Origin of the sequence: Pseudobacillus badius (assembly GCF_002189605.1) — a bacterium.
In the GTDB taxonomy this organism is placed as follows: domain Bacteria; phylum Bacillota; class Bacilli; order Bacillales; family Domibacillaceae; genus Pseudobacillus; species Pseudobacillus badius.
Window position 1 is genome coordinate 592,307 of sequence record NZ_MWMM01000002.1, and the last position, 22,642, is coordinate 614,948.

Annotated in this window: 18 protein-coding genes; 7 read left to right on the forward strand and 11 right to left on the reverse strand. The window is 44.7% G+C overall.

Features of this window, described 5'->3' with window-relative positions:
• Positions 1-89: 89 nt before the first annotated feature.
• Positions 90-374 carry a hypothetical protein gene (locus B1A98_RS20075; RefSeq protein ID WP_082028142.1) on the reverse strand — a complete coding sequence of 95 codons (285 nt, stop codon included), beginning with the start codon at positions 372-374 and terminating at the stop codon, positions 90-92.
• Between the two features lie 268 nt (positions 375-642).
• Here B1A98_RS20075 and B1A98_RS06105 point away from each other — a divergent pair, with 268 nt between their 5' ends.
• The 4 genes from B1A98_RS06105 to B1A98_RS20680 all read left to right on the forward strand — a co-directional run bounded on the left by B1A98_RS06105 (position 643) and on the right by B1A98_RS20680 (position 3,497).
• On the forward strand, positions 643-1,062 hold the full coding sequence (locus tag B1A98_RS06105) for an alpha-helical endospore appendage domain-containing protein (protein ID WP_223661909.1): 420 nt from the start codon (positions 643-645) through the stop codon (positions 1,060-1,062).
• Between the two features lie 13 nt (positions 1,063-1,075).
• Positions 1,076-1,558, forward strand: coding sequence for a hypothetical protein (locus B1A98_RS06110; protein ID WP_063385417.1), 483 nt, complete (start codon positions 1,076-1,078; stop codon positions 1,556-1,558).
• Between the two features lie 157 nt (positions 1,559-1,715).
• Positions 1,716-2,474 carry an alpha-helical endospore appendage domain-containing protein gene (locus tag B1A98_RS20675; protein ID WP_063385416.1) on the forward strand — a complete coding sequence of 253 codons (759 nt, stop codon included), beginning with the start codon at positions 1,716-1,718 and terminating at the stop codon, positions 2,472-2,474.
• Positions 2,475-2,681: 207 nt separating this feature from the next.
• The gene (locus tag B1A98_RS20680) at positions 2,682-3,497 is read left to right on the forward strand and encodes an alpha-helical endospore appendage domain-containing protein (protein ID WP_063385415.1); all 816 of its coding nucleotides are present in this window, start codon (positions 2,682-2,684) and stop codon (positions 3,495-3,497) included.
• Between the two features lie 170 nt (positions 3,498-3,667).
• Here the strand turns inward: B1A98_RS20680 and B1A98_RS20375 are convergent, their stop codons facing one another.
• The 4 genes from B1A98_RS20375 to B1A98_RS06135 form a co-directional block, all read right to left on the reverse strand.
• A complete protein-coding gene (locus B1A98_RS20375) occupies positions 3,668-3,811 on the reverse strand; it encodes a hypothetical protein (RefSeq protein WP_169713104.1) in 144 nt (47 codons plus the stop codon).
• 122 nt (positions 3,812-3,933) lie between these two features.
• Complete coding sequence (locus B1A98_RS06125) at positions 3,934-5,031, reverse strand: acetyl-CoA C-acyltransferase (protein WP_063385414.1); 1,098 nt, start codon at positions 5,029-5,031, stop codon at positions 3,934-3,936.
• Entirely contained in the window at positions 5,024-6,487 is a 1,464-nt protein-coding gene (locus tag B1A98_RS06130) for an AMP-binding protein (RefSeq protein WP_063385413.1), read from the reverse strand. The genes B1A98_RS06125 and B1A98_RS06130 overlap by 8 nt, the downstream gene beginning before the upstream one ends.
• Positions 6,488-6,531: 44 nt before the next feature.
• A complete protein-coding gene (locus B1A98_RS06135) occupies positions 6,532-7,086 on the reverse strand; it encodes a biotin transporter BioY (RefSeq protein ID WP_063385412.1) in 555 nt (184 codons plus the stop codon).
• A 292-nt stretch (positions 7,087-7,378) separates the two neighbouring features.
• Between B1A98_RS06135 and B1A98_RS06140 the strand changes: the two genes are divergently transcribed.
• A complete protein-coding gene (locus B1A98_RS06140; protein WP_063385411.1) occupies positions 7,379-8,593 on the forward strand; it encodes an MFS transporter in 1,215 nt (404 codons plus the stop codon).
• A gap of 32 nt (positions 8,594-8,625) precedes the next feature.
• Here the strand turns inward: B1A98_RS06140 and B1A98_RS06145 are convergent, their stop codons facing one another.
• The 4 genes from B1A98_RS06145 to B1A98_RS06160 all read right to left on the reverse strand — a co-directional run bounded on the left by B1A98_RS06145 (position 8,626) and on the right by B1A98_RS06160 (position 17,369).
• Positions 8,626-10,650 (reverse strand): PAS domain S-box protein, encoded by a 2,025-nt coding sequence (locus tag B1A98_RS06145; RefSeq protein WP_063385836.1) that lies wholly within the window; start codon positions 10,648-10,650, stop codon positions 8,626-8,628.
• Between the two features lie 19 nt (positions 10,651-10,669).
• A complete protein-coding gene (locus B1A98_RS06150; RefSeq protein ID WP_052477333.1) occupies positions 10,670-11,539 on the reverse strand; it encodes a CheR family methyltransferase in 870 nt (289 codons plus the stop codon).
• A gap of 8 nt (positions 11,540-11,547) precedes the next feature.
• Positions 11,548-14,277 carry a response regulator gene (locus B1A98_RS06155; RefSeq protein ID WP_063385835.1) on the reverse strand — a complete coding sequence of 910 codons (2,730 nt, stop codon included), beginning with the start codon at positions 14,275-14,277 and terminating at the stop codon, positions 11,548-11,550.
• A 251-nt stretch (positions 14,278-14,528) separates the two neighbouring features.
• On the reverse strand, positions 14,529-17,369 hold the full coding sequence (locus tag B1A98_RS06160; protein WP_063385410.1) for a winged helix-turn-helix domain-containing protein: 2,841 nt from the start codon (positions 17,367-17,369) through the stop codon (positions 14,529-14,531).
• A 161-nt stretch (positions 17,370-17,530) separates the two neighbouring features.
• Between B1A98_RS06160 and B1A98_RS06165 the strand changes: the two genes are divergently transcribed.
• Positions 17,531-18,916, forward strand: a complete 1,386-nt coding sequence (locus tag B1A98_RS06165; RefSeq protein ID WP_063385409.1) for an aminotransferase family protein — start codon at positions 17,531-17,533, stop codon at positions 18,914-18,916.
• A gap of 113 nt (positions 18,917-19,029) precedes the next feature.
• The gene (locus B1A98_RS06170; RefSeq protein WP_063385408.1) at positions 19,030-20,403 is read left to right on the forward strand and encodes an APC family permease; all 1,374 of its coding nucleotides are present in this window, start codon (positions 19,030-19,032) and stop codon (positions 20,401-20,403) included.
• Between the two features lie 47 nt (positions 20,404-20,450).
• Here B1A98_RS06170 and B1A98_RS06175 read toward each other — a convergent pair whose 3' ends face one another.
• Positions 20,451-20,879, reverse strand: coding sequence for an RDD family protein (locus tag B1A98_RS06175; RefSeq protein ID WP_063385407.1), 429 nt, complete (start codon positions 20,877-20,879; stop codon positions 20,451-20,453).
• 21 nt (positions 20,880-20,900) lie between these two features.
• Entirely contained in the window at positions 20,901-22,316 is a 1,416-nt protein-coding gene (locus B1A98_RS06180; protein ID WP_063385406.1) for a M48 family metallopeptidase, read from the reverse strand.
• Between the last annotated feature and the right edge of the window lie 326 nt (positions 22,317-22,642).

The following is a 22,642-nucleotide window of genomic DNA, read 5'->3' on the forward strand; positions in this document are numbered from 1 at the left end:
AAATATATATGCCTGCCGTTGTTAAGCTTGTGCCGGAAAAGTCTATTTAAAAAAGCTGCCCGACATTCAGGCAGCTCCTACTCTCAGCGTTACCGCCCCCATCCCCCCTGGTAATACGGGTATGGCTGCGGATAATGTGGATAGTGATGATAATAAGGGTAGTGATGATGGTAATAAGGATATTGCGAATAAGGAGAATAAGGCATTGGCGGTCTTGGCCCCGGCGTTGGGTATGGATACGGGTAAGACTGTTGATATTGCGGATACATTTGCATTGGATAAGGCTGCTGTCTGCCATCCTCTAAATCAACATTGCTAAATTCCTCTTGCGCAAAAAATGGTTCCTCTTCAAAGTTATAATTTTGGAAATGCAAAGTAATAGCCCCCTTTGATTTTGCTTGCCCTTTACTGTATGTGATCAACTTGAATTGTGTGTCCGTCCTAGAAAAAACAAAATGGGCGGCATGATTTTGTTGATAAAGCAGGAATATGAGCAAGCTGCCGATGATTTTTTCCGAAAGGTTCACAGTGACTTTGATATACAGGTACGTCCAGAAAAACAGGAGATGGAGTCATGTCACGAAACTAGAATCGCCTCCATATACTACGTCATATGAAGTATATTAAGGAGGATCTTAATCTATGAGTATGCCCAGCATTCCCCCTGCCCCCCATCGGCCGAATAAAAAAGAAGTAGCGATTGATCTATTAGAATCCATCGCTCTGGAGGAAATTGCCCTTTCGCATTTAATGAATGCAGAAGCTGAAAAAATCCAAGCGTTTGTCGGCGAATGTCTTGACTTTCCCACAAACCCTTCAAATAAGGAGATCGTCAAATTTAACAAAGCGGTCAATCAGCTTTTAGAAACCATCGTTATGAAAGAATGGCTGCTGTTGAAAAAACTGGAAAATGTCATTGAACTGCAAGATCACCCAAGCGGACATTGCCACGAACATCCGCCCAAAAAATGCAAGGATCATTGCAATTGCTCACCATGTCATTCTTGCCACTTGCCGATATGCAGCTGCTGCTGCCCGGACAGGAACAAACACGATTGCTAGCGGGGTGACCTTCATGAACCGCCCGAATATAGAGGAAAAAATGCTCTCCTCCCTTAAGTCCTCTTTTACTTTTGAAGCATCATTGCTGCATTATTTAGACCGCCTATCTTTATTGTTAAAAGGCAGGGCAAAAACAGGCCATGACGAATCAATAGGACGAACTATTTTCTCGACACTAAAGCATGTAAATGAGCTGCAGAGACTTATTTACTTAAGACTGGTTATTTACGCTGACCACTTTTCGGAATCAGAGATGTATTCTGTTTTCTGCGAGCATGAACAGTTTGATGATCTCAACACAAATACTTTCCTTGATACCCTTCATCTGTTATATAGTTTTTCACATGCTTGTTTTTTAAAACAATGGAAAAGAGAGGAAATCCGAGATGAACTGGCTCACGGATTGCATCTTTACAAAAAGCGGATGGAGCTAATGAAAGCTTTTCGCGCCCATCAAAACAATACCGAAACTGTTTGGCTTGCCGACTCTCCCTAATTCTTAATGAACGAAGCACCTCCTTTGATGTGCAGGCGTCATACTAGACACCTGCACATTTTTTAAACCATGATAAACTGTGGGACGAACGCACTTGCTTCTCCTTTCTTATTGAATACTCTATAGTAACCCTAAAATAAGAAAGGAGATGAAATGAATGGGTTACCCAAATATTCCTGATATTACCCCGGACATTACGATTGATCGAGTTGAGGTGATCAACTTATTATTGGCCTCCATTGGCTTGGAGGAACTGAGCTTGGCTCATTTAGTGAACGCCGAAGCAGAAAAGCTGCAAGCAGCCTTAGGAACACTGATTCTGCCGGATGATACAGCAGCAGCCCCTCTAGCTACAACTCTTGAAGACTTGTTAACGGTAAACCGCGATGTTACAAGAATGTTGAAATTTGCCATGCACAAAGAATTTATCTTATTGGCCAAGCTAGAGGATGTGATTGACTTTGCCGAGGAGTTTACACCTCCAACGCCCCCTGTAGCCTGTGCCTGTTCCGTCGCTCTTCCTGATACCGCTATTGCTGCCACTCTTGAACTGCCGATTGGCGGCGGCGTTACAGTAGACGTGCCAGGAATGTTAGTATTAGGCTTTACTCTTTGCGATTGTGACACAGGGGCAAGCACTTTAGCTGCACTCTTCCTGCCGACAACTCCAGGAGGTCCTATCCCGGCATTGATCACCGCTTCTTTAGTTCCAGGATCTGTTGCAGTAGCTAACTGTGATGGGACTACGGCCACTGTCACTCTGCAAATTACTGCTCCGCCGTTCTTCCCTGCTCCGCTTGAAGTTACTTTAATTGCCAATGAAACAGCCGGAACCGTGACGATCATTATCCCTGAATTAGGCGTAGAAGAAACAGTAGCTAATCTCCCTGTAACTGTGACTGAATGCGGCGCTTAGATCTTAAGGAAAAGAATGACAAGTAGAAATTGCGAGATCCACAGAATAATAGAAAGAAATCAGAAGGGGCATTCAGCTGGAGACTTAAATGTCTCCAGCTAGCTATGCACAGGTTGATCAAATCGTTTCTTAAAGGCTTTCGCACAAGCCGTCTGACTCAAGCCGCATAGTATACAGTGTATTTATAAAAGAAAGGAGATGAAATCAATGGGATACCCAAATATTCCCGATATCAATCCTACTATTGATATCGATCGCGAAGAAGTCATTAATCTATTATTAGCTTCTATTGGTCTTGAAGAGTTGGGCTTGGCTCATTTAGTGAACGCTGAAGCAGAGAAGCTGCAGAGGGCTTTAGGAACGCTTGCTTTACCGGGATCTACTACACCAATTGGTGACCCCTTAGCTACGACTCTTGAAGATTTGCTTCGTATAAACCGGGACGTGACGAAAATGCTCAAGTTTGCGATGCATAAAGAGTTTATTTTGCTCGCAAAGCTTCAGGATGTCATTGAATTTGCCCAAGAATTTACACCGCCGACTCCACCGCCCCCTCCTTTGGCAGAATGTCCATGTACCATTACAGGAGAAAGAGGCCGAGGCCCGGGGATAAGTCCAGAAGCAGTGATTACCATTAACGGGCAACCAGGTCCTGCCGCAACAAATGTAACTTACAATATTAACCTATGTCGCGCATGTAACCCCAATGTTAACAATATCAACTTTAGCTTCGACCTTGCCAATCCAGTTCCTCCTCCTAATGAAATTACGGTGAACTTTACACAAGGGCGCGCCGAACGAATTGTTGCGTGTGATCCGGAAGCCAATACCGCGACGATCGTTGGAACGATCCGCCGGGGCGGAAGTATCTATAACTTCACACTAATTATTTCAAACAATGGCAGCACCCTTACCTTTACGGCAACCAATCAGCAAGCACCTTTTGACGTATTTAGTGCTGTAATCACTCCTGGGCCAGGTGACGTAAATCCTTTAGTAACCATTGACCCTTGTAACGGATAAAGCTGAAATAACTGCTTCACTGGCTGTCGAAACCATTTCGATGGCCTTTTCTGCTGAAGCCGCCAGCTTGACCTCTCCATAAAATAAAAACATCCCGCTTAGCTGTGCGGGATGCTGCTATATAGAAAGCTGTTAAAAAGAACCTTTTGATTAGTCTCACAACGGCAGATTTACTTTTTCCCGTTTTCTTCATCATAAGCAATCAGCACTATGTTTTCGCCACGTTGCTGGCGCAATTCCTTCTCAAGCGACTGCACTTTTTGAAGATCTTGTTCATCAAGGTCGGCAACTGGAAAACGCTCATATACGCTCATAGTTAGGGGCTCCTTTCATGTAACTGCCCTTTATTGTGCACGGTCCGGCAGAGAACTATACGCCTTTCACTGCTTATTTGGTTATGACATAAAGGGCAGCTAAACGGCTCCCTTTTCACTGACTAGCGGACGGCCTCAAACAACACAGCTGTGCCAACTCCGCCGCCGCTTCCTAAGGCGGCTAATACATAGCGAACTCCCGGTCTTCTTTGTGTCTCATAAAACAGCCTTGTAACCAGGATTGCCCCTGAAGCCGCGTACGGATGCCCGAGTGCGAGCGCCCCTCCGCGTACATTTAATTTATCGCCGGGAATGCAAAGTTCCCGGGCACAAGCAGCTATTTTCACGGCAAAGGCTTCATTGATTTCGATCAGGTCTACCTCATCGATTGAAAGCTGGCGGCGAGCCAGCAGTCTGCTGACCGCTGGAACCGGAGCAATAGCAGGGTGATGCGGATGAACAGCAGCAACCTCACTATCAACAAAACGAAGAATCGGTTCAAATTGATGGATCTGTGCGGTTCTCTCCTCCATAATAAGTACAGCACTGGCTCCATCATGGATGCCGCAGCTATTTACCGCCGTAACCGTCCCTTCCTCTGTTTGAAAGACTGCTTTCGCTCTTTTAGCAAGTCTCTCAATATCCCGCTTCTTATGAAATTCTTCATCTGTCTCCAAGGAGCCGACAGGCACAATCTCCTGTTCATATAGGCCTTGTTCAAAGGCGGTCCAGCTTCGTTCATAGCTGACTCTTGTCCATTCATCCTGTTGTTCTCTCGAAACTGCATAATCTCGGGCTACATATTCGGCCGCAACCCCCATATCCGGATCCCCAATGCTCTCAGGAGCAAAACGGGCGCGGGCCGGATACGGGGAGGTGCTTGCACTTTCTGTTCCACCGGCTAAATAGACCTTCCCGGCACCCCCCTTGATCAAACAGCAGGCCAGCCGGATCGCTTCCAGTCCTGCACTGCATTGGCGGTCAATGGTTAATCCGGGAACATGAAGCGGCAAACCCGCCTCTAAAGCAGCCAGTCGGGCTATATTTCCTCCCGGACCAACGATATTTCCTAAAATCACGTCATCGATTTCAGATGCTACTCGTTCTCCAAGATGACGGAGTACAGGAGCAGCAAGCTCATGAGGGGGCCGTTTGTTAAATATCCCATTCTTCTTTCCAACCGGCGTCCGCTTGGCTTGAACAATTACTGCATTATACATGGGAATCTTCCTTTTTTTCGAGCTCTTCCCTTAATTGGGCTCTTGCAATCTTTCCCCCGGCTGTCATCGGCAGCTCCTCTCTAAAAAACCATTTACGCGGCACTTTATAAGAAGCTACTCTTTCTCTGCACAACTGCCTCAGTTCCTGCTTTGCAGCACTCCCTTTAATAACGGCGGCAATGACTTCCCCCCAATAAGGGTCTTTCATCCCTATCACCACAGCTGCTTCAACCTTAGGGTGCAGCGACAGGACAGCTTCCACTTCCTCCGGAAAAACATTGATGCCCCCATATAAAATCATATTTTTCTCCCGTCCTTTGATGTAAAGAAACCCCTCATTATCTAAATAACCAATGTCATCGACGGTGCTCCAGCCCTGGCCGTCCTGCAAAGGCTGGATTCCTCTGGCTGTTAGATAGCCGGTACACACTAATTCGCTTTTGACATATATTTTTCCGCTCTCATACGGAGCCGCGACTTCCCCGTTTTCCCTTCGAATTTGAATGGCAACACCTGAACAAGGCCTGCCAACTGAATCAGGCTTTTCCCCATTTTCATTGTTGGACAAAAACGTGACAAAGCTTAGCTCCCCCGCCCCGTAGAACTCGAACATTTTCAAACGCGGGAACTGCATGCGTATTCGTCTTTTTGAATCTTTTTCCCATTTAGCGCCGGAGGAAATAACAGTGAACCGTTTCTCCACGATTGTGTTTGTTTTTAAAAGGGCTTCAATCATTGTTGGAACAAGATAAACAACCGTCACCGGCTCCTTCTCCATTACATGCAGGACAGCGGCAGGAGAAAATTTCTCCAATAAATGTACAGTGCCGCCCAAAAATAATGTACTGACTGCCCCGTAAAGAAAATGAGAGTGAATCAGCGCTCCAGGCACAAGCACATATTCATGTTCATTCAGAGAAAAATCATGCCTGCTGCAGGCAAAGCTGGCTAGCCAAGACTGCTGGGAACGAATAAATGCCTTTGGTTCCCCAGTAGACCCTGATGTAAATCCCATATAAAACGGCAAATCCTCCTGCGCTTCTTCCACCGGATCAGCTGGAAGGAGCTGCATTTCTTCTGAGGCTTGCTTCCAAGAGAAAACTTCTGCCTTCGAGAGGAAAGGGCCCTCAGCCAGATTGTCTGCCCTCACAATAATAGCTGGAGAACAAATGTGAAGCCGTTTATCCAATTCATCCCGGCTCCACTTCGGATGCAACGGAACGGCGGTCCAGCCTGCGGCAGCTGCCCCGGTAAACAACTGCAAAAAAGGCAGGCCATTTTCCATAAAAATGCCTACCGTCTTATTGTGTTTCCTTTTAGAATGAAGCCAGCCGGCCGTCTGCAAAACGAGCCGGTGCCACTGGCGCCATGTCACTTCCCGATCCGGTGTTTTGACTGCCAGCTGCTCAGGACGGCGGGCAGCGTGCTCGGCATATATAGAAGTCATCGAAGCCATGATCATTCTCCCTTTCTTAATCAGGAAGCCCCTGCTTCCAAGAGTTATCCTGCTTTCGCAAACTGTCTGGCGATCACCGCCGACTTTCTCAACTTAAACACTAGGTAGGAAGCGACTGCCGCTTTAAGCAAGTCCCCCGGAATATAAACGAGGCTGATTTTGATCGTATGAATAAGCGGCAAGTCCATCACGAGCGCCTGAACCGGGACGCCGAACAAATAAAGCGTAAATACCCCGGCAGTTAAATTAACGAGCAATATTTTTTTGAATGTTACGACTTGAAAACGGGAAAGCAAAAAGCCCAGCAAAGCAGCAACAATTGGATAACTAAACAAATAGCCGGCGCTTGGACCAACAAATACGCCGATGCCTCCCCGTCCGCCGGATAAAAGCGGCAGTCCCGCAGCTACAAGCAATAAAAATGTTACCTGGCTCATAAAACCAAGCCGGGCCCCCAGCACTCCTCCTGCAAGAATCACTCCCAATGTTTGCAGTACGATCGGTACCGGAGTAAATGACAGCATAATCGGAGGCACCATCCCTAATACAGCCATAACAGCCGCAAAGAGGGCCACATACGTAATATCTTTTGCTTTCATCTCCATTCCTCCCCATTTTACTTATGTAATCACCAGAAAACACTGTCAGTTTATTAGATAAATAGTTATTTTGTCAACTATATCTTAAATAGGTTAACATTTAAATCCAGCTAGACTATCTAGTTAAAAGCAAAAAAACTTCGTTATACGAAGCTTTTTTAATGTAAATAAACTAAAATTGTGTTAACCTTAGATACTCCTAAGAAGAACGTGTGATAGAGCATATCAGGGGCAATGAACGGATACTGTCCACTAATAAGGAAAGAGAGTGAAAAGAAAGCAGGTTGATAAAATGGCACAAAAAAGTGCACGACAATTCCCCCTCTTTATTTTGATGGCCAATATGTTTATTGTGATGACAGGGATCGGGCTTGTCATTCCGATCATGCCAACGATTATTCAAGACTTTGGTGCCGGCGGAAAAACCTTTGGCCTATTAATAGCTACATTTGCTTTTGCACAATTTATCGTCTCTCCGATTGCCGGGGACCTGTCCGACCGGCTCGGGCGCAAAAAAGCGATTGTATTTGGATTGATCCTTTTTTCTTTCTCCCAATTTTTATTCGCTTTTTCCCAGCAGCTCGCCCTGCTTTACCTATCGCGCGTGTTTGGAGGCATCGGAGCCGCTTTTATGATCCCTTCCATGATGGCGTTTGTCGCTGATATTACCACTGTGGATACCCGCGCAAAAGGGATGGGCTGGCTTGGCGCCTCCATGTCGTTCGGGTTTGTTGTCGGCCCGGGAATCGGCGGCTTTCTTTCAGCGCTTGGCTTGCGTGCGCCTTTCTTTATTGCCGGAGCTGCCGCAGCTTTGGCGGCCGCTTTATCCATTCTGTTTTTGAAAGAACCGGCACGCACCGGCGCACCAATCCAATCAAAAAAGCGCGAGCCATTGTTTAAACAGCTCGCCCTTTCGGCCAAAAAACCGTACTTTATTCTTTTAGTGATGATGTTCACGCTTTCATTTGGCCTTGCTAATTATCAGTCAACCATCAGCTTATACACGAATATAAAATTTGGGTTTAGTCCATCTGATATTTCCATGCTGATGGTGGTCGGCGGCCTAATCGGCGTCATCGTGCAAGCCTTTGTGCTAGACTGGGCATTGCGGACCTTCGGGGAGATAAGGGTCATGAATACAATGCTAATTGTCGCGGCAGCAGCGATGGTCGGCCTGCTCTTTGCCAAAGGATTTGCTTCAGTCCTTATCGTATCGGCTTTTTTCTTTACGGCTGCTTCCTTGCTTCGCCCCACCATCAACACAACCGTGTCAAAAATGGCTGGAAGTGAACAAGGCTTTGCCGCCGGAATGAATAATGCCTATATGAGCATCGGGAACATGGTCGGTCCGGCACTGGCAGGTGCTTTGTTTGATGTGAATATGGCCCTTCCTTATCTATTCGGAACCATTATTATTTTGATTACGCTGCTGATCTGTATCAAATGGGCACGGAGCCTGAAGAAAAAACGAAGCTCCTCTTCTGCCTCCCACTCTACCATCAGATAAAAAACACGAGGCCATTCCAAAGTGTCTGACACTTATGGAGTGGCCTCGCTTTGATTTTCCCCAGCCATCGCAAATCGGATAAAAAAGGTGGTTCCTTGCTCGCTTGTTTTCAAGTCAATCACAGCTTGATGCCTTTCAGCCACGCTATAGCAAATAGCAAGCCCGAGACCTGTTCCGGTATCTTTCGTAGTAAAAAATGGTGTTCCGATGGTTTCAAGAAATTCCGGTTTAATTCCATCCCCTTCATCCTTTACTTCCAGCACGACCGCCCCTTTTTCTGTGTATGTTTTTAATGTCAGCTTGCCTCCCGAACTCATCGCTTCAAGGCCGTTCAGTGATAAATTTAAAATGAGCTGGCTGATTTCTTTTTCATCTAAATACAGCTCTGGACATTCATCGAGCTGCAAGGAAACGAACTTGTCGTTCATCAGCGCCTCCGCTTGTATTAACGGGTACAGCCCTTCAATGACCGGGTTAAGATACTGCCTTTTTTTGTCACTTACCTTATTTTTTGCCAGGTTAAGAAATTCTGTGATAATAGAATTGGCCCTATCCAGCTCACCGAGCATTAAATCGACATATTTAATCATCAGATGCTCCGGATCGCTTTTGGACAGCTCCAAAAATCCTCTAACAGTCGTCATCGGATTTCTAATTTCATGAGCGATGCCGGCTGCCATTTCTCCGACTAAATACAAACGATCAAGCCGGGCAACCTCGCTCTCAAGCCTTACCCGTTCAGTGATATCCGTAATGGCGCTCAAAATACATTTTTCTCCTTGAATATCAAGGATCTCTGTCGATAATAACCCGTGCCTGATAACACCTGATTTCGTTTCATATTGAATTTCTGCATTACGAACACATTCTTCTTCCAAATGGTCACTGCCGGCAAGCTTTAAAACGGGAGCCGTCTGGTTCACTACCTCTTCATATGTATAGCCCGTATGATTCAGCCAGCTCGCATTAACATCAATGTACTTCCCTTCCTTCAACGTTCGAAGTTCAATTAAACATGGGCTAGACTGAAAAATTTTGTAGAAGTGCTCTCTTGATAGCCGGAGAGCTTCCGCCATTTTTTTGCGCTCTTCAATTTCTTTTCTCAGCTTTTCATTCGCATGAGACAGCTCCTGCGTTCTTTCTTCGACTAGCTTTTCGAGAAGATCATATTGCCGCTTTCGCTCGTTTTCCATCTTTTTGCGCTCTTCAATATTGCGAATGGAACAAACAAAAAGATAGTCCTCCTCCACTTGAGCCTCACCAATCTGAATTTCAACCGGTATCTCCCGCCCATCTTTATTTCTTACAATGGCTTCAAATAATTGGCCGGTCATTTCTTTGACATAATCCATCAAGGATGGCGAGAAGCCCGGCATAAGATGAAACATCGGCTTTCCAAGAAGATCATCTTCTGAGTAGCCGAACATGCGTGCCATTGCAGGATTTACCGATAAAATGCAGCCTTGTTCATCAAATGTAACAATCGTATCGAGCAGCGTCTCGCCAATGACTCTCGCTAATTCTTCATTCTTCCGCAGGTGAAACCTGGTACGCTTTAGCTTTTCATTCACTTCTTTCAATTCATGTTGACGCCGCAATTCGCTTTGCTGCTTCATTTTATTATGGTTTTGATAAATCTTTACGAATTGCTGGACTTTGAGCTTCAATGTTTCCGGATGAAACGGCTTAAATATATAGTCGACTGCACCGAGGTTGTATCCTTGAAGGACATTTTCCATCGTTTGATTGATTGCTGTGATGAAAATAATGGGGATGTGCTTGGACCGCTCTCTGGACTTAATCAGATTTGCAGTCTCAAATCCATTTAACCCCGGCATTTGCACATCGAGTAAAATCACCGCGAAGTCCTGTTTCAACACATGCTTTAACGCTTCTTCACCCGAGCCTGCACATACAAGGTGATAGTCTGGAGAAGCAAGCACAGCTTTCAAGGCCAATAAATTCTCCGGGTGGTCATCGACCATTAAAATGTTGACTTTTTGGCGGGGGATTTCCTCTTCACTTTCCTGCTCTGCTGTGTGGCTGTTTGCCGGCATCACTTCAGTAAATAAAGAGCTATTGGATCTTTCTATATAGTCTTTCAAACGGATCCACTTCCTCATAAAAATTTGTAATGCTCATAAATTTAATTCCCTCTTTGCTGCCAATTCCCAGAATGCCGGATTGGACTAAACTTTCATGAAAAAGATGATGAACGCGATTTTGAAGCAGCTTGTTAAAATAAATCATGACATTACGGCAAATGATCACATGAAATTCATTAAAGGAGCGGTCAACGGCCAAATTATGTTTCGAAAAAACAATATTTCGAGCTAAAAAAGAATGAAAAGCCGCCTTTTTCTGCCTAGCGGTATAATACTCGGAAAAAGCCCTTGCTCCTCCCGCTGCCAAATAGTTTTTTGTATATAACTGCATTTTCCGCAAAGGAAACTCACCGTTTTGAGCATACCCCAACACATTAGTATTCATATCGGTTGCATAAATGGTCGTTCTCTCATACAACCCCTCTTCATGAAGAAGGATTGCCATCGAATACACTTCTTCACCCGTCGAACAGCCTGCATGCCATATTTTTATCGATGGACAGTTTCTTAAAAATGGCACCACTTTTGTGCGAAAAGCCAAAAAAAAGCTTGGATCCCGGAACATCTCCGTGACATTAATAGAAAAGTCTTCAAATAACCTGTCCATAATCGCAGGGCAACGCAAAACCAGCTCCTGCAGCCCGGAAATGGTTTTGACCTGTTCCGCCTGCATTCTGTTCCAAATTCTCCGTTTGATAAACGGAAGCGCATAATTTCTGAAGTCAACTCCGTAGTAGCGATAAATTCCCTCAAGCAGTAAAGTTAATTCTACTGTCTCCAGTTCTTTATGCGGCAGGCATTGATTCTGTTCATCCTGTCCTAGCGCTTTACTCACCTGCATCCCCCCGCCTATTTGTATAGCCATACTTGAATAATGGAAAATAATTGTTCTAGATTAATCGGCTTGCTTATATAATCCGAGGCGCCTGCATCAATGCATTGCTTGCGATCTTCTTTCATGGCCTTGGCTGTCAGAGCGATAATTGGCAAGTTCTCAAATCCAGCCATTTGGCGGATAGCTTGAATGGCTTCCAAGCCGTTCATTTCCGGCATCATAATATCCATGAAAACTAAATCGGCCTTCGGATTTTCTTTCAGCAATTCAATGCCTTCTCTGCCATTCTCTGCAAATTTCACTTCCGCTCCATAATTTTCAAGTGCCGCTGTCAATGCAAAAATATTGCGCATATCATCATCGACAATGAATATTTTCTTACTTTTGAGCATGATGCTCCTTTCCATCATTTCTTCTTTCTCTTCATAGGATAACGATGGAAAAGCAAGATCATCAGCAGGCGCTTCATTTGTGCCTTCACTCTTTCCGGCTGCTGCCTCCAACGGATAGCTAAGATACTCTGCTTGTTCCGCTTTATGGCAATCGGGCAAGTACAGGATGAAGGTGCTGCCATCATCCACGATGCTTTCCACCTCAATAAAGCCTCCCAATAGATGAGCCATTTCCTTGCTGATGGAAAGCCCTAATCCAGTTCCCCCGTATTTCCGGCTGATCGTCCCATCCGCTTGCCGAAAGGCCTCAAAGATAAAGGTCAAATTTTCTTCTGATATGCCAATTCCTGTATCCTTCACCGCAAAAGACACTTCCATACCGGAGTGTTTGTCGTCCGCTTTTTGAATAAGCAGAGACACAGCCCCATGCTCGGTAAATTTAAACGCATTGGACAGCAAATTTTTCAAAATTTGCTGGAGCCGCTGCTTATCTGTACGGATAACTTCCGGCAGACCGGCCGCCACTTCAATATTAAATTGAACTTTTTTCTTTCGGGCCACAGGAAGAAATTGCGCCTCGGCAAAATCTTTGATATCGCTTACTTTTACATCCTCAAAAACTACTTCCATTTTTCCGGCTTCCACTTTTGCAATATCTAAAATATCGTTAATCATGTTCAACAAATCCTTGCCGGAAGAAAAAATTGTCGTTGCATACTCTATTTGTTCGGGAGTCAGATTGTTTTCAGCATTATCGGCCAGCATCTGGGCCAAAATCAGCAGGCTATTAAGAGGAGTGCGCAATTCATGAGACATGTTGGCAAGAAACTCGGATTTGTATTGAGAGCTAATGGTTAGTTGCTGCGCTTTTTCTTCAAGCGCCTGTCTGATTTGCTCCAGCTCTCTTGTCTTTTGTTCAGACTGTTCATATTGCTCTTCCAGCTGCTCATTTACTGTTCTCAGTTCTTCCTGCTGCAGTTGAAGTTCTTCAGACTGCGTTTGCAGCTCCTCGTTTACCGCTTGAAATTCCTCAAGCAGCTTCTCCACCTTCATATGATTTAATGTCCGGTTAATGTTCATCCCGGCATTTCCAACAACTTCTTGAAGAAATAATTGCTGAAGCCGGTCAAACGGCTGAAACGAGGCCAGCTCAATCACAGCCAGCACTTTCCCCTGAAACTCAGCCGGCATAACCAGCACATGAGCGGGTGGTGCCGAGCCAAGCCCTGACTGGATTTTGATATAGTCGGCAGGTACCGGGTCCATGGATATGATCCGATTCTCCATTGCACACTGGCCAACGATGCCCTCGCCTAATTTAAAGCTCTGACCTTCTGAAGAGGATTGAGCATCCGCATAACCGGCGATCTTTCTCAGCCTTTCCTCGGTGCCTTCTTGTTCTCTTATATAAAAAACCCCATAATCAGCGCCTGAAATCGCTGCTACCTTATTGATAAACCACTGAGCCAATGCATCTAAATGATCCATTCCTGGATACATATGAACGACTTCCGCAATTTTCGTGCTTAACCAGCTGCGTTCCTCGGCTTCATGCTTTAATTGTTTTTCTTGCAAGGCATGCTCTTCCAAGGATTGAGCCATGGCGTTAAATGCGAGGGCAATCTCTCCCATTTCATCTTTGGTTGTTACTTCTATGCGGGGAAGATAATCAGGATGATCGAAAGCCACCTCGGTCATGACAGAGGTTACCTTTTTAAGACTTCCTGTTATACTGCGCACAATCCAGGTCATAACAATCAAAACGATGAGAAACACTGCCACTATATAGGCAAAAATAATATGGATGGTCTGCTTAGATGTTTTAGCGGATTTTTTCAGCTCCTGATCGATCGTCTTCTGTTGAATAGTCTGAAGCTTTTTGGAAATTTCCGTCATTTCCTCTCTGACTTCCCGGCTGTCGTACCAGAACATCTTAATAAGCTTTTTGTCTTCCCCCATCTTGGCCAATGCATCTGTTTTTTTCTCAAGCGCACTATACTCTTTTCCCAGGCGCTTCAATTCCTGAATCAATTGCTGGGATTGCCTCCGGTTGTCCAATTTTTCAAGAGAAGCGATCGCTGCCCGGACATTGACCAGCGCCTCTTCCCTATTCTTCTCTAACTCTCCTATTAATTCCTCTGGCGGGTTGGACAAAAGTCCTCTTGATTCCCGGCTGAATATATTCAGTTCATCTTGAATTGTGTTGGCCAGATTCATCATTTGGTGATTTTTCATGGCAACGCCTGTATTTTGACCGAGCTGATTCATCATTGCCGTGAGAATGAAATACGAAAGGACAAATAGCCCAAAAAGAAAAGCAAATCCGATATAAAGCTTGGTTCTAAGTTTCATTGTTTTTCCTTTCTTCATCAGTCCATTATTATGAACATGCACAGTAATAAAGAAAAAGCCGGTTGATCTTGGAAAATGATTCAATAGTAGATAACATCTATATCATAAATCCACCGGTCACAATTTTCAAACAGATTTTTCCAAAAATGAGTAATTGCCTATTTACAAGCTTTTCATTGAACAGGAGCAAAACAATATTAAACGGGGTGGCAAGCAAGGAGTGTACCCCTTTCCATTCTAATCACCCACGACTAATTTCTTATGAACAATGGACTGCGGTTAAATGCAGCAAACAATTGATTAACACGTTCTTTTATATTGACTCCCATTTCCTCTTCCATATGGATCGTCAGCTGACGGACGATCCTATTTGCTTCTATTTCTCTGTCTTTCTTCAACAAAGCTTTAATATAAGCAAAGTAAACCTCTTCCTGATAAGGATCTTTACTGATTAGCTTGTCAAAGTAGGCAAAGCATTTTTCATATTCTCCTGCCTGTTCATAATAGAAGGCCAATAGGCGGCATACCTTCAGAAACAAAGTGCGAATACGTTCTTTATCCGGTTCTAAAGCAGGCTCATACGGATACTCTTCCAAGTAGTCTCCCTTGTATAATGCTTCCGCTGCCAGCAGCTTCTGTATCTTTTCCGGCGAGTCCCCTTCCCCGCCAGCGATCGCTAATCGTTCAAACTTCTCTATATCCAAATCAATCTCTGCTGGATGAAAAATATAATGCTGATCCGTACGGCGAATGAAACGGGAACGAGCCCCTGCTTGTAAATCCGGCTCAAGTGCTTTTCTCAGTGTCGATATGGCTACATGGAATTGATTTTGCACAGCTTCTAGCGCTCCCTCAGGAAACAGGAAGTCCAGGAGAATATCCTTTTCTATTTTTTTATTGCGATGGGTAATAAAAAACTGCAGCAATCGCAGGCTGGCCTTTCTCTTTATGACTACCGGCTCTCCTTTGCGGAAAACTTGAAACGCGCCAAGTGCTTGAATGTGGAGCAGGGCCTTGCCTTCTCCTTTAGCCGTGTCGTTCTCTGCTGACTCTAAGCTGCTTGCTTCCCAATAAAAATGGTGCTCCTTGCAAACTTGAACAAACTCCTCAAGCTTTTTCTTTTCTTGCAGCTGATCCTGCTTTCTGCGGTAGAGCTCAATCTGGGATTTAATCACTTTGCTGCGGTAATAAGCAAATAATTGAAAGGCGCTGTACGCTTTTGCCAAGCAGGATTCAGCCTTTTGCCATTGTCTTTTTTCCATGTAGCTGATTCCCAGCTCGCTGTAAGACCAGCCCATATCAAAATCAATATTGTACTCCTCAGCCACAGCAGCCGCTCTCTCCCCCCATTGAATCGATCGGTCAATCTGGCCTTTCAGACGAAACAAGCGGCCCATCGTCGTATAAATAAAAAATAAGGATGAGCAGTCATGCTGCCTGGCAATGGCCAAAGCCTGCTGAATATGAACCTCTGCTTCACCCAGCTGTTGGTTATCCAGGCAAATGGTTGCCAATGTATCAAGCGCATGCAGCTGTGTGTGCTTCTGTCCATACTTTTCAGAAATAAAAAGAGAATTCTTCACATGTTGAACTGCTTCTTCATGCCGCCCAAAATATCTTTCAATTTCAGCCAGCAAATTGAAATTCAAAGCGGTCATTGACATATCCTGAAAGCGCTGAGCCCCCCTTAAGGAGTCCAAAAACAATTGCTTTGCCTTTTCCAGTTCCCCATTCATTAGAGAAATGGTTGCCAGCCTATGCTGCAGGCTGCATAGCCATAGCTTGCTGTTTTTCTCTTTTAAAAGAGAAATATTCTTTTCGAATTCAGAAGTGAGCTGCTTGATAATTGAACGGGGCACACATCGAATAAGAAAGAGTGTATTATTCGCAAAGTTCTCTTCCAGTGTCATTTCCTCCAGCCAGCCGTCCAGAAATACCATCGATTCAATTGGATTATAGCGGTGACTGATCATCTCCATCAGCCGGACAGCTGCTGGATAATCTTTGCCAACCACCGCATAAACAAAGGCATAGAGAAATTGATATCTCGCTTCGTAAATGGACGATAGTTTCAACTGCTGCTCCTGAAGTAAATGCACAGACACCCGTTCTTTATATTTTTGGTAAAGAAACTGGCGGAATAGCCGATGGTACCGGAGCATGCCCCCGCTATCGCTTGTTATGAACAGCTGCTCACGCTGCAGCCGCTCCAAAACAAGCGTGGCATCCTCCCTCCCTAGTAACTGGTCAATCACCTCTGGATCGAGTTCAGGCAGCAAGCTCGTCTGGCACAGAAATTCTCTTATTTCCTCCGGCTGGGCCTCAAACACTTCTGAAGACAAATAGTCATAAATATCCTGCACATGGGGGAAATCCGTCCAAAAACGGGTTCGTTCTTCCACCGTCATCTTGTCAATGATTCCTAATATCAACTGACAGCTCGCTACCCATCCCTCTGTTTTTTTGTAAATCAAATCCAATTCATGTGCCTCAAGCTTCAGCTGGTGCAGCGAATGGAAAAATTCTTTTATCTCGGAAAAGGTAAAAGCGATATCAGCTGTAGTGAACTCTCGATATTTTCCTTCTGTTTTCAGACGGGAAACAGAAAGATGAGGCCGAACGCGGCTAATAATGATAAAAGTCACAAAGGGAGAGCTGTAATCCAATAGCTGCTTCATAATACTTTGAATTTCCGGGCTTTGATTGACCAGCTGATAATCATCTAAAACAATATAGAGACGCTCTTTTTGGACAGCCAATAATGAGAGAAGTTCTTCAAGCTCCTCTTCTGCATCTTCAGGTGAAGCCATGGAAGATAGACGCTTGTTAGCGGTTTTTTCCATAATGCCCGCCTTTAAATAACTAATGAATACATGACTGTAACGGTCCGATCCTGTCAGGTTATACCAGACAGCCGGGTGTTGTTGTTTATGAATATAACTAGCCACAAATGTTGTTTTTCCGTAGCCTCCATCACCGATAACTGAAATAAGCGACAGCTGCTTCTGGGTATCGAGCTCGGAAAATAAGCGTCGGCGCTGAATGGCCGGAGCACATGCAGGCATTCTTAACTTCGTCTCTATCCTCTTCATTCGAATACCTCCCCTTTGAAGGCTTATTTATAACCGCTCTTATTTTTATGATTGTAAGAAAAATACGCTGATTTGTAAGAATACAGTAAGTGATCTGTTTTAATATTCAGTTTATAGTAAATTTTTTTAATTTACAATCTACTTTACAGGAGGTAACTAAGATGACAACTCAAACGGCCAAAAACAAGGTGATGACCGAAAGATTAGTTGAATGGGACAAAAAACATTATTTTCATCCGACTACCCCGCTCAAAGAGCAGCAGGCCAAGGGACCCGCACACATTTTTACACACGGGAAAGGCATTCACGTCACAGATGTTTATGGGAAAGAATTTCTCGACGGAGTGTCTTCCTTATGGAATGTGAACGTTGGGTATGGACGCCAAGAACTTGCTGATGCCGCCCGCGAACAAATGATGACACTCGCTTACGGTTCCTCATTTTTCAATAATTCTCATGACGTTGTCATCCGTTTATCTCAAAAGCTCGCAAGCATGGCGCCGGGAGACTTGAATGTCAGCTTTTTCACATCAGGCGGTTCTGAATCAAATGAAAGCGCCATCAAAATTGTCCGGCATTATTGGAAGATGAAAGGCCAGCCAGAACGAAAGAAAATCATTGCCTTAGAAAGAAGCTACCACGGCGTGACGATGGGAGCAACAAGCGCTACGGGTGTACCTGAATTTAAACATATGATCACTGCCATTGCTCCTGACTTTCTGCACGCCCTTCCCCACCAGACTGAATGTGAGCTTGGCGACAGCTCTGCTTCAGGGTATGAACGCAGTATTAGAGGCATCATTGAAAAAGAGGGGCCGGAGACCATTGCCGGCGTGATTCTTGAACCTGTCCAGGGAGTAGGCGGCATTCAAATTCCTCCTGAAGGTTATTTGCAGGCGGTGCGTCAGCTGTGCGATGAATACGGCATTTTGATGATGACAGACGAAGTCATTACCGGCTTCGGAAGAACCGGGAAAATGTTCGGTGTCGAACACTGGGAGGTTGTGCCTGATTTAATGTCTGTCGCTAAAGGAATCACAAGCGGCTATATTCAATTAGGGGCTGTCATGATGACGGATCGCTTAAGAGATGAGCTTGCAGATCTGTCCGACAACGTATTTTTCCATGGCTTCACCTATAGCGGCCATCCGACTGCTTGTGCCGTTGCGTTGAAAAATATCGAGATTATTGAGAATGAGAGATTGGTTGACAATGCCAAGCAAATGGAGCAAGAACTTTGGAAAGGATTGAACTACCTGCAAGATACCCATAAAATCGCCGCGAAGCCGAGAGCGATCGGCTTGATGGGAGGCATTGAACTTCTCGCTGATCCGGATAGCGGGACAGCGTTTGAACCGTCTGCATTTGCTGCTCCAGCTGTCGTGGAGGAATGTGCAAAACGCAACCTCATTCTTCGCCCGCTCATTTTCGGCGGCTTAAATGTGATAGCTATTGCGCCGCCGCTGATTGTGGATAAACAAGATATCGAGACAATCATTGCCACACTATCTGACTCTATCCAGGCTTTTGAGCAACGAGTCATGTAAATGAATATGGCTTAGGCGCGCCAGCTTGCAGATGATTTATTTTCAGCCGGTTGCCTGGCTGCGGCCAGCATACGAGCTTGCTGGCCGGTATTTTTTAGAGGGGAGTGCATGGAATGAATGAAGTGAACTCTTCAGCCGCTGTTCTTCAGCCTGAAGCATCTGTCCAGTCTTTGAAAAAGGTGTTAAAAACACGGGATCTTGTCATTTTTGGAATGGTATTTATGGCGCCTGTTTCGGCACAAACACTCTTTGGGGAGCTGACACAACTGTCAAATGGACATGCCGTGCTCTCTTATCTTGTCGGTCTCATCGCTATGATTTTCACCGCTTTTTGCTACGGAAAAATGGCCGGGGCTTTTCCCGCAGCAGGATCTACTTACAGCTACACCTCTCAAGCCATCCATCCGCGGCTGGGCTTTTTAGCTGGATGGGCCATTTTACTTGATTACTTGCTGATTCCGATGCTTTTGTATAAAATCAGCGCTATTTTTCTCATGGAACTCCTTCCATCGGCTCCTTTGTGGATCTTGTTATTGTTATTTGTTGTTCCCGTTACATTAAGCAACTATCTTGGAGCGCAGGTTACCTCACGGGTCAACCTCTATATGATGCTGTTCATGTTTTTCAGTCTCGTATTATTTATCGTCTTCGCCGCCAAAAGCCTGGTTTCCGCTGGCGGAATGACCAGCCTCTTTTCCCTGCAAGGCATATACAACCCGGATACGTTCTCGATGAATGCACTTATTACCGGAGCCTCGATCGCCGTCCTCTCTTATTTAGGGTTCGATGCGGTTACTACGATGGCTGAGGACTCCAAGGTGACAGGGAAGATGGTTGGCCGCGCGGCTATTTTTTCTTTGTTAATCAGCTCTTTCTTCTATATATGCCAAGTGTATTTCGCTACACTTATCATGCCAGATTTCACATCATTTGCTTCCCAAGAAACGGCTTTCTTTGAAATTGCTGCAGCTGTAGGCGGAAGCGGTCTTGCCGCGGTCTGCACACTGATTATTGCTGTTTCAGGAATATCAACGGCACTGGCCGGACAAGCTTCTTCCTCCCGAATCTTATTCAGCATGGGAAAGGACCGAATGCTGCCACAGTTCTTTGCCCGCCTGCACCCGAAGTATAGAACGCCCGCTAACAGCATTGTTGCTTTAGCCATCGCCGGCTATATAGGAGCCGTTGTGATCCCTCTGCCGGTTTTATTTCAGCTTATTGTTATTGGTGCTCTCTTTGGGTTTATTTGTGTAAATCTGTCTGTTATGACGGAATTCTACTTTCGGCGGAGAGAACGGCAGGGATGGCTGTTCGTTACAAATCTGCTATTCCCGCTGCTCGGACTTTTTGTATGCGGTTACATTCTTCTTGGCATTAGTCCGATCGGCAAACTAGTTGGGTTGATTTGGCTGTCTTTAGGGCTTTGCTTGCTAACGTATACGGTAAAAATAGCCAAAAGGGAGGTTTCTGCATTTAATCATTTGTAAAGCATAATAAAAGCTGCCTCTAGGAGAAGAGGCAGCTTCTTGTTTTCTTATAGCCAGACGATTTTCTCTGATTCTGGCTTTTCACTTGTTACATACGTACCGGCAATAAAATCATGAATTGCACGCTTATCCTCACGCAAACCGACCATGAAGGCGCTGATAATCAAGCCGATTCCTAAAGTCAGCAGGTATACAAGCCCAGCTACTACTGTCCGCATGAACATCGCTCCGATTCCCAGTTTCTCCCCATTCATCTTCACAATGCGAATGCCCATAATCTTCTTTCCAATCGTATAACCAGACCAAACAACAGGGGTAATTAAAGCATAAACAAAATTCAATGAATTCGTAAATGCATCTCCATCCCAATCACCCGCAATAAAATAGCTAATAATAGACAAAGGAACTCCAATAATCAGTCCATCTAATAAGTTGGCTACTAGCCTTATCCAAAACCCTGCCGGTTGTGTCATCATATCATTTCTCTCCTTTTCTGATCATTCACTTGCTTTCTTTAATGATTCAATTATATGACGATTGCCTGTCTCAATTGCATGCATTAAAATCGTCATATTTTCGCTATCCTTGTGCTCCGCATCTGCCCCAAGCTTCAAGAGTGCCGAGACTGTCGCTGGATCTTCGCTGAGAACCGCATAGAATAAAGGCGTTGTTTCAGCCTCCTTACTTTGATAGTTTGGATCGCCTCCTGCTCTTCCCAGACGTTTCACCATTTCGGCATTTCCCTGCTCAGCGGCTTTGGCCAATGGAGTCATTCCATAATAATCTTCCTCATTTGGATTGGCTCCTGCTTTCAACAGCAACTCTACCATTTTCGGATTATTATCAAGCACCGCCCAATGAAGCGGCGTATACCCTTGATTATCGATCGCATGAACATTCTCGCCTTTTTCAATAAAGGCGGCTACTTTTTCTGTATTTCCGGCCACAGCTGCTTCAATGATTGGAGGGATTGGCTCTGCCGCCCCTTCCTCTTCGCCGTAATCTTCATACTCTTCATAGCCTTCTCCAGCTGTCCATTCGGCGATTTTTTCAAAAGCGTAAACTCCCGCCGCTACAAACAAGGCAAAAATAGCTGCAGTTGTCGGCACCCACAGCCAGATAAGCTTAGATGCTTTTTTCTCAATGACGGTTTGTTCCGGTTCACCGAAGAATACAGCAATCTCATTAATTCTTTTTGGCAAAGGCGGGTGTGTGGACAGCATTTCGCTTAGCCAGACAAAAAAACCTTTTTCCTTATTCATCTGTTCTAAATACTCTGCTCTGTTCACCTGCTGATAAAGTTCCTTGCCCACGGCAAGAATGGTTAAACTTCTCTTGGCAGCTTCCCTATTATTAATGTAATAAGCAGCGTACCTGTCGCACGTATACTCACAAGCCCGCAAATACAATTCGGCAATGCCGGGAATCCACATAGCCGGCAGGATAAACATCATTTTAGTGAGATGATTCCGCTTTATATGAGCTAACTCATGTGCAATGACAAACGCTAATTCATCTTTGGCCTCGTGATGAGCCAGTTCAAAAATCTCTGAATATAGCACAACCATATTCCGGCCGAAAAAGCGCGTGGCAAAAGCATTTAGTATGCCTTGCGATTCCATCACATACACATCCGGCACCTGTTTAATTTCCATTGCCTCACATAGTTTTTTGACCTGTCCATACACTTCTGGAAATTGCTTCTCTGTCAGCTTGACTGCATTTGCACGAATATGCCCAAGCGACAGTGCATGCAAAAACAATGAAAGAGCAAACAGCCCTAAAATAATAAAAATACCTATAATCGAAGCTATTAAACCCACATAAGTAACAAGACTTATGATAAGAACAAGCCAAAAGTATTTTTTCTCGTTTTTGTGAACGAGACTCTGAAGAGGAATTTCTTGATTCATTTTACTTATCTTAGCTCCTTTTTTAATCATCATCTTAGAATAACAGCGAAACGTAAAACATGCTATAGGAATAGAGCAGAAAAGTGAGTTTCTGCCTAAAGTGACGACTATTTATTTCAATGGATTTGCATTTAAAGGAAGAAATACAAAAAACCTAGGGACTCTAGAAGAAGAAGGTTCCCGAGGAGAGGAGCGATTCATCGGAAAAGCCTGAGGAAGATTGCTGTAAAAAGTTCACCAAGCCAATGAACGCTGTCTTTTCATCTAACTTTCTCTTCATTGCTATGCGCAAGGCAGATAAAGCTGCCAGACTGTCTGCCTTGCTA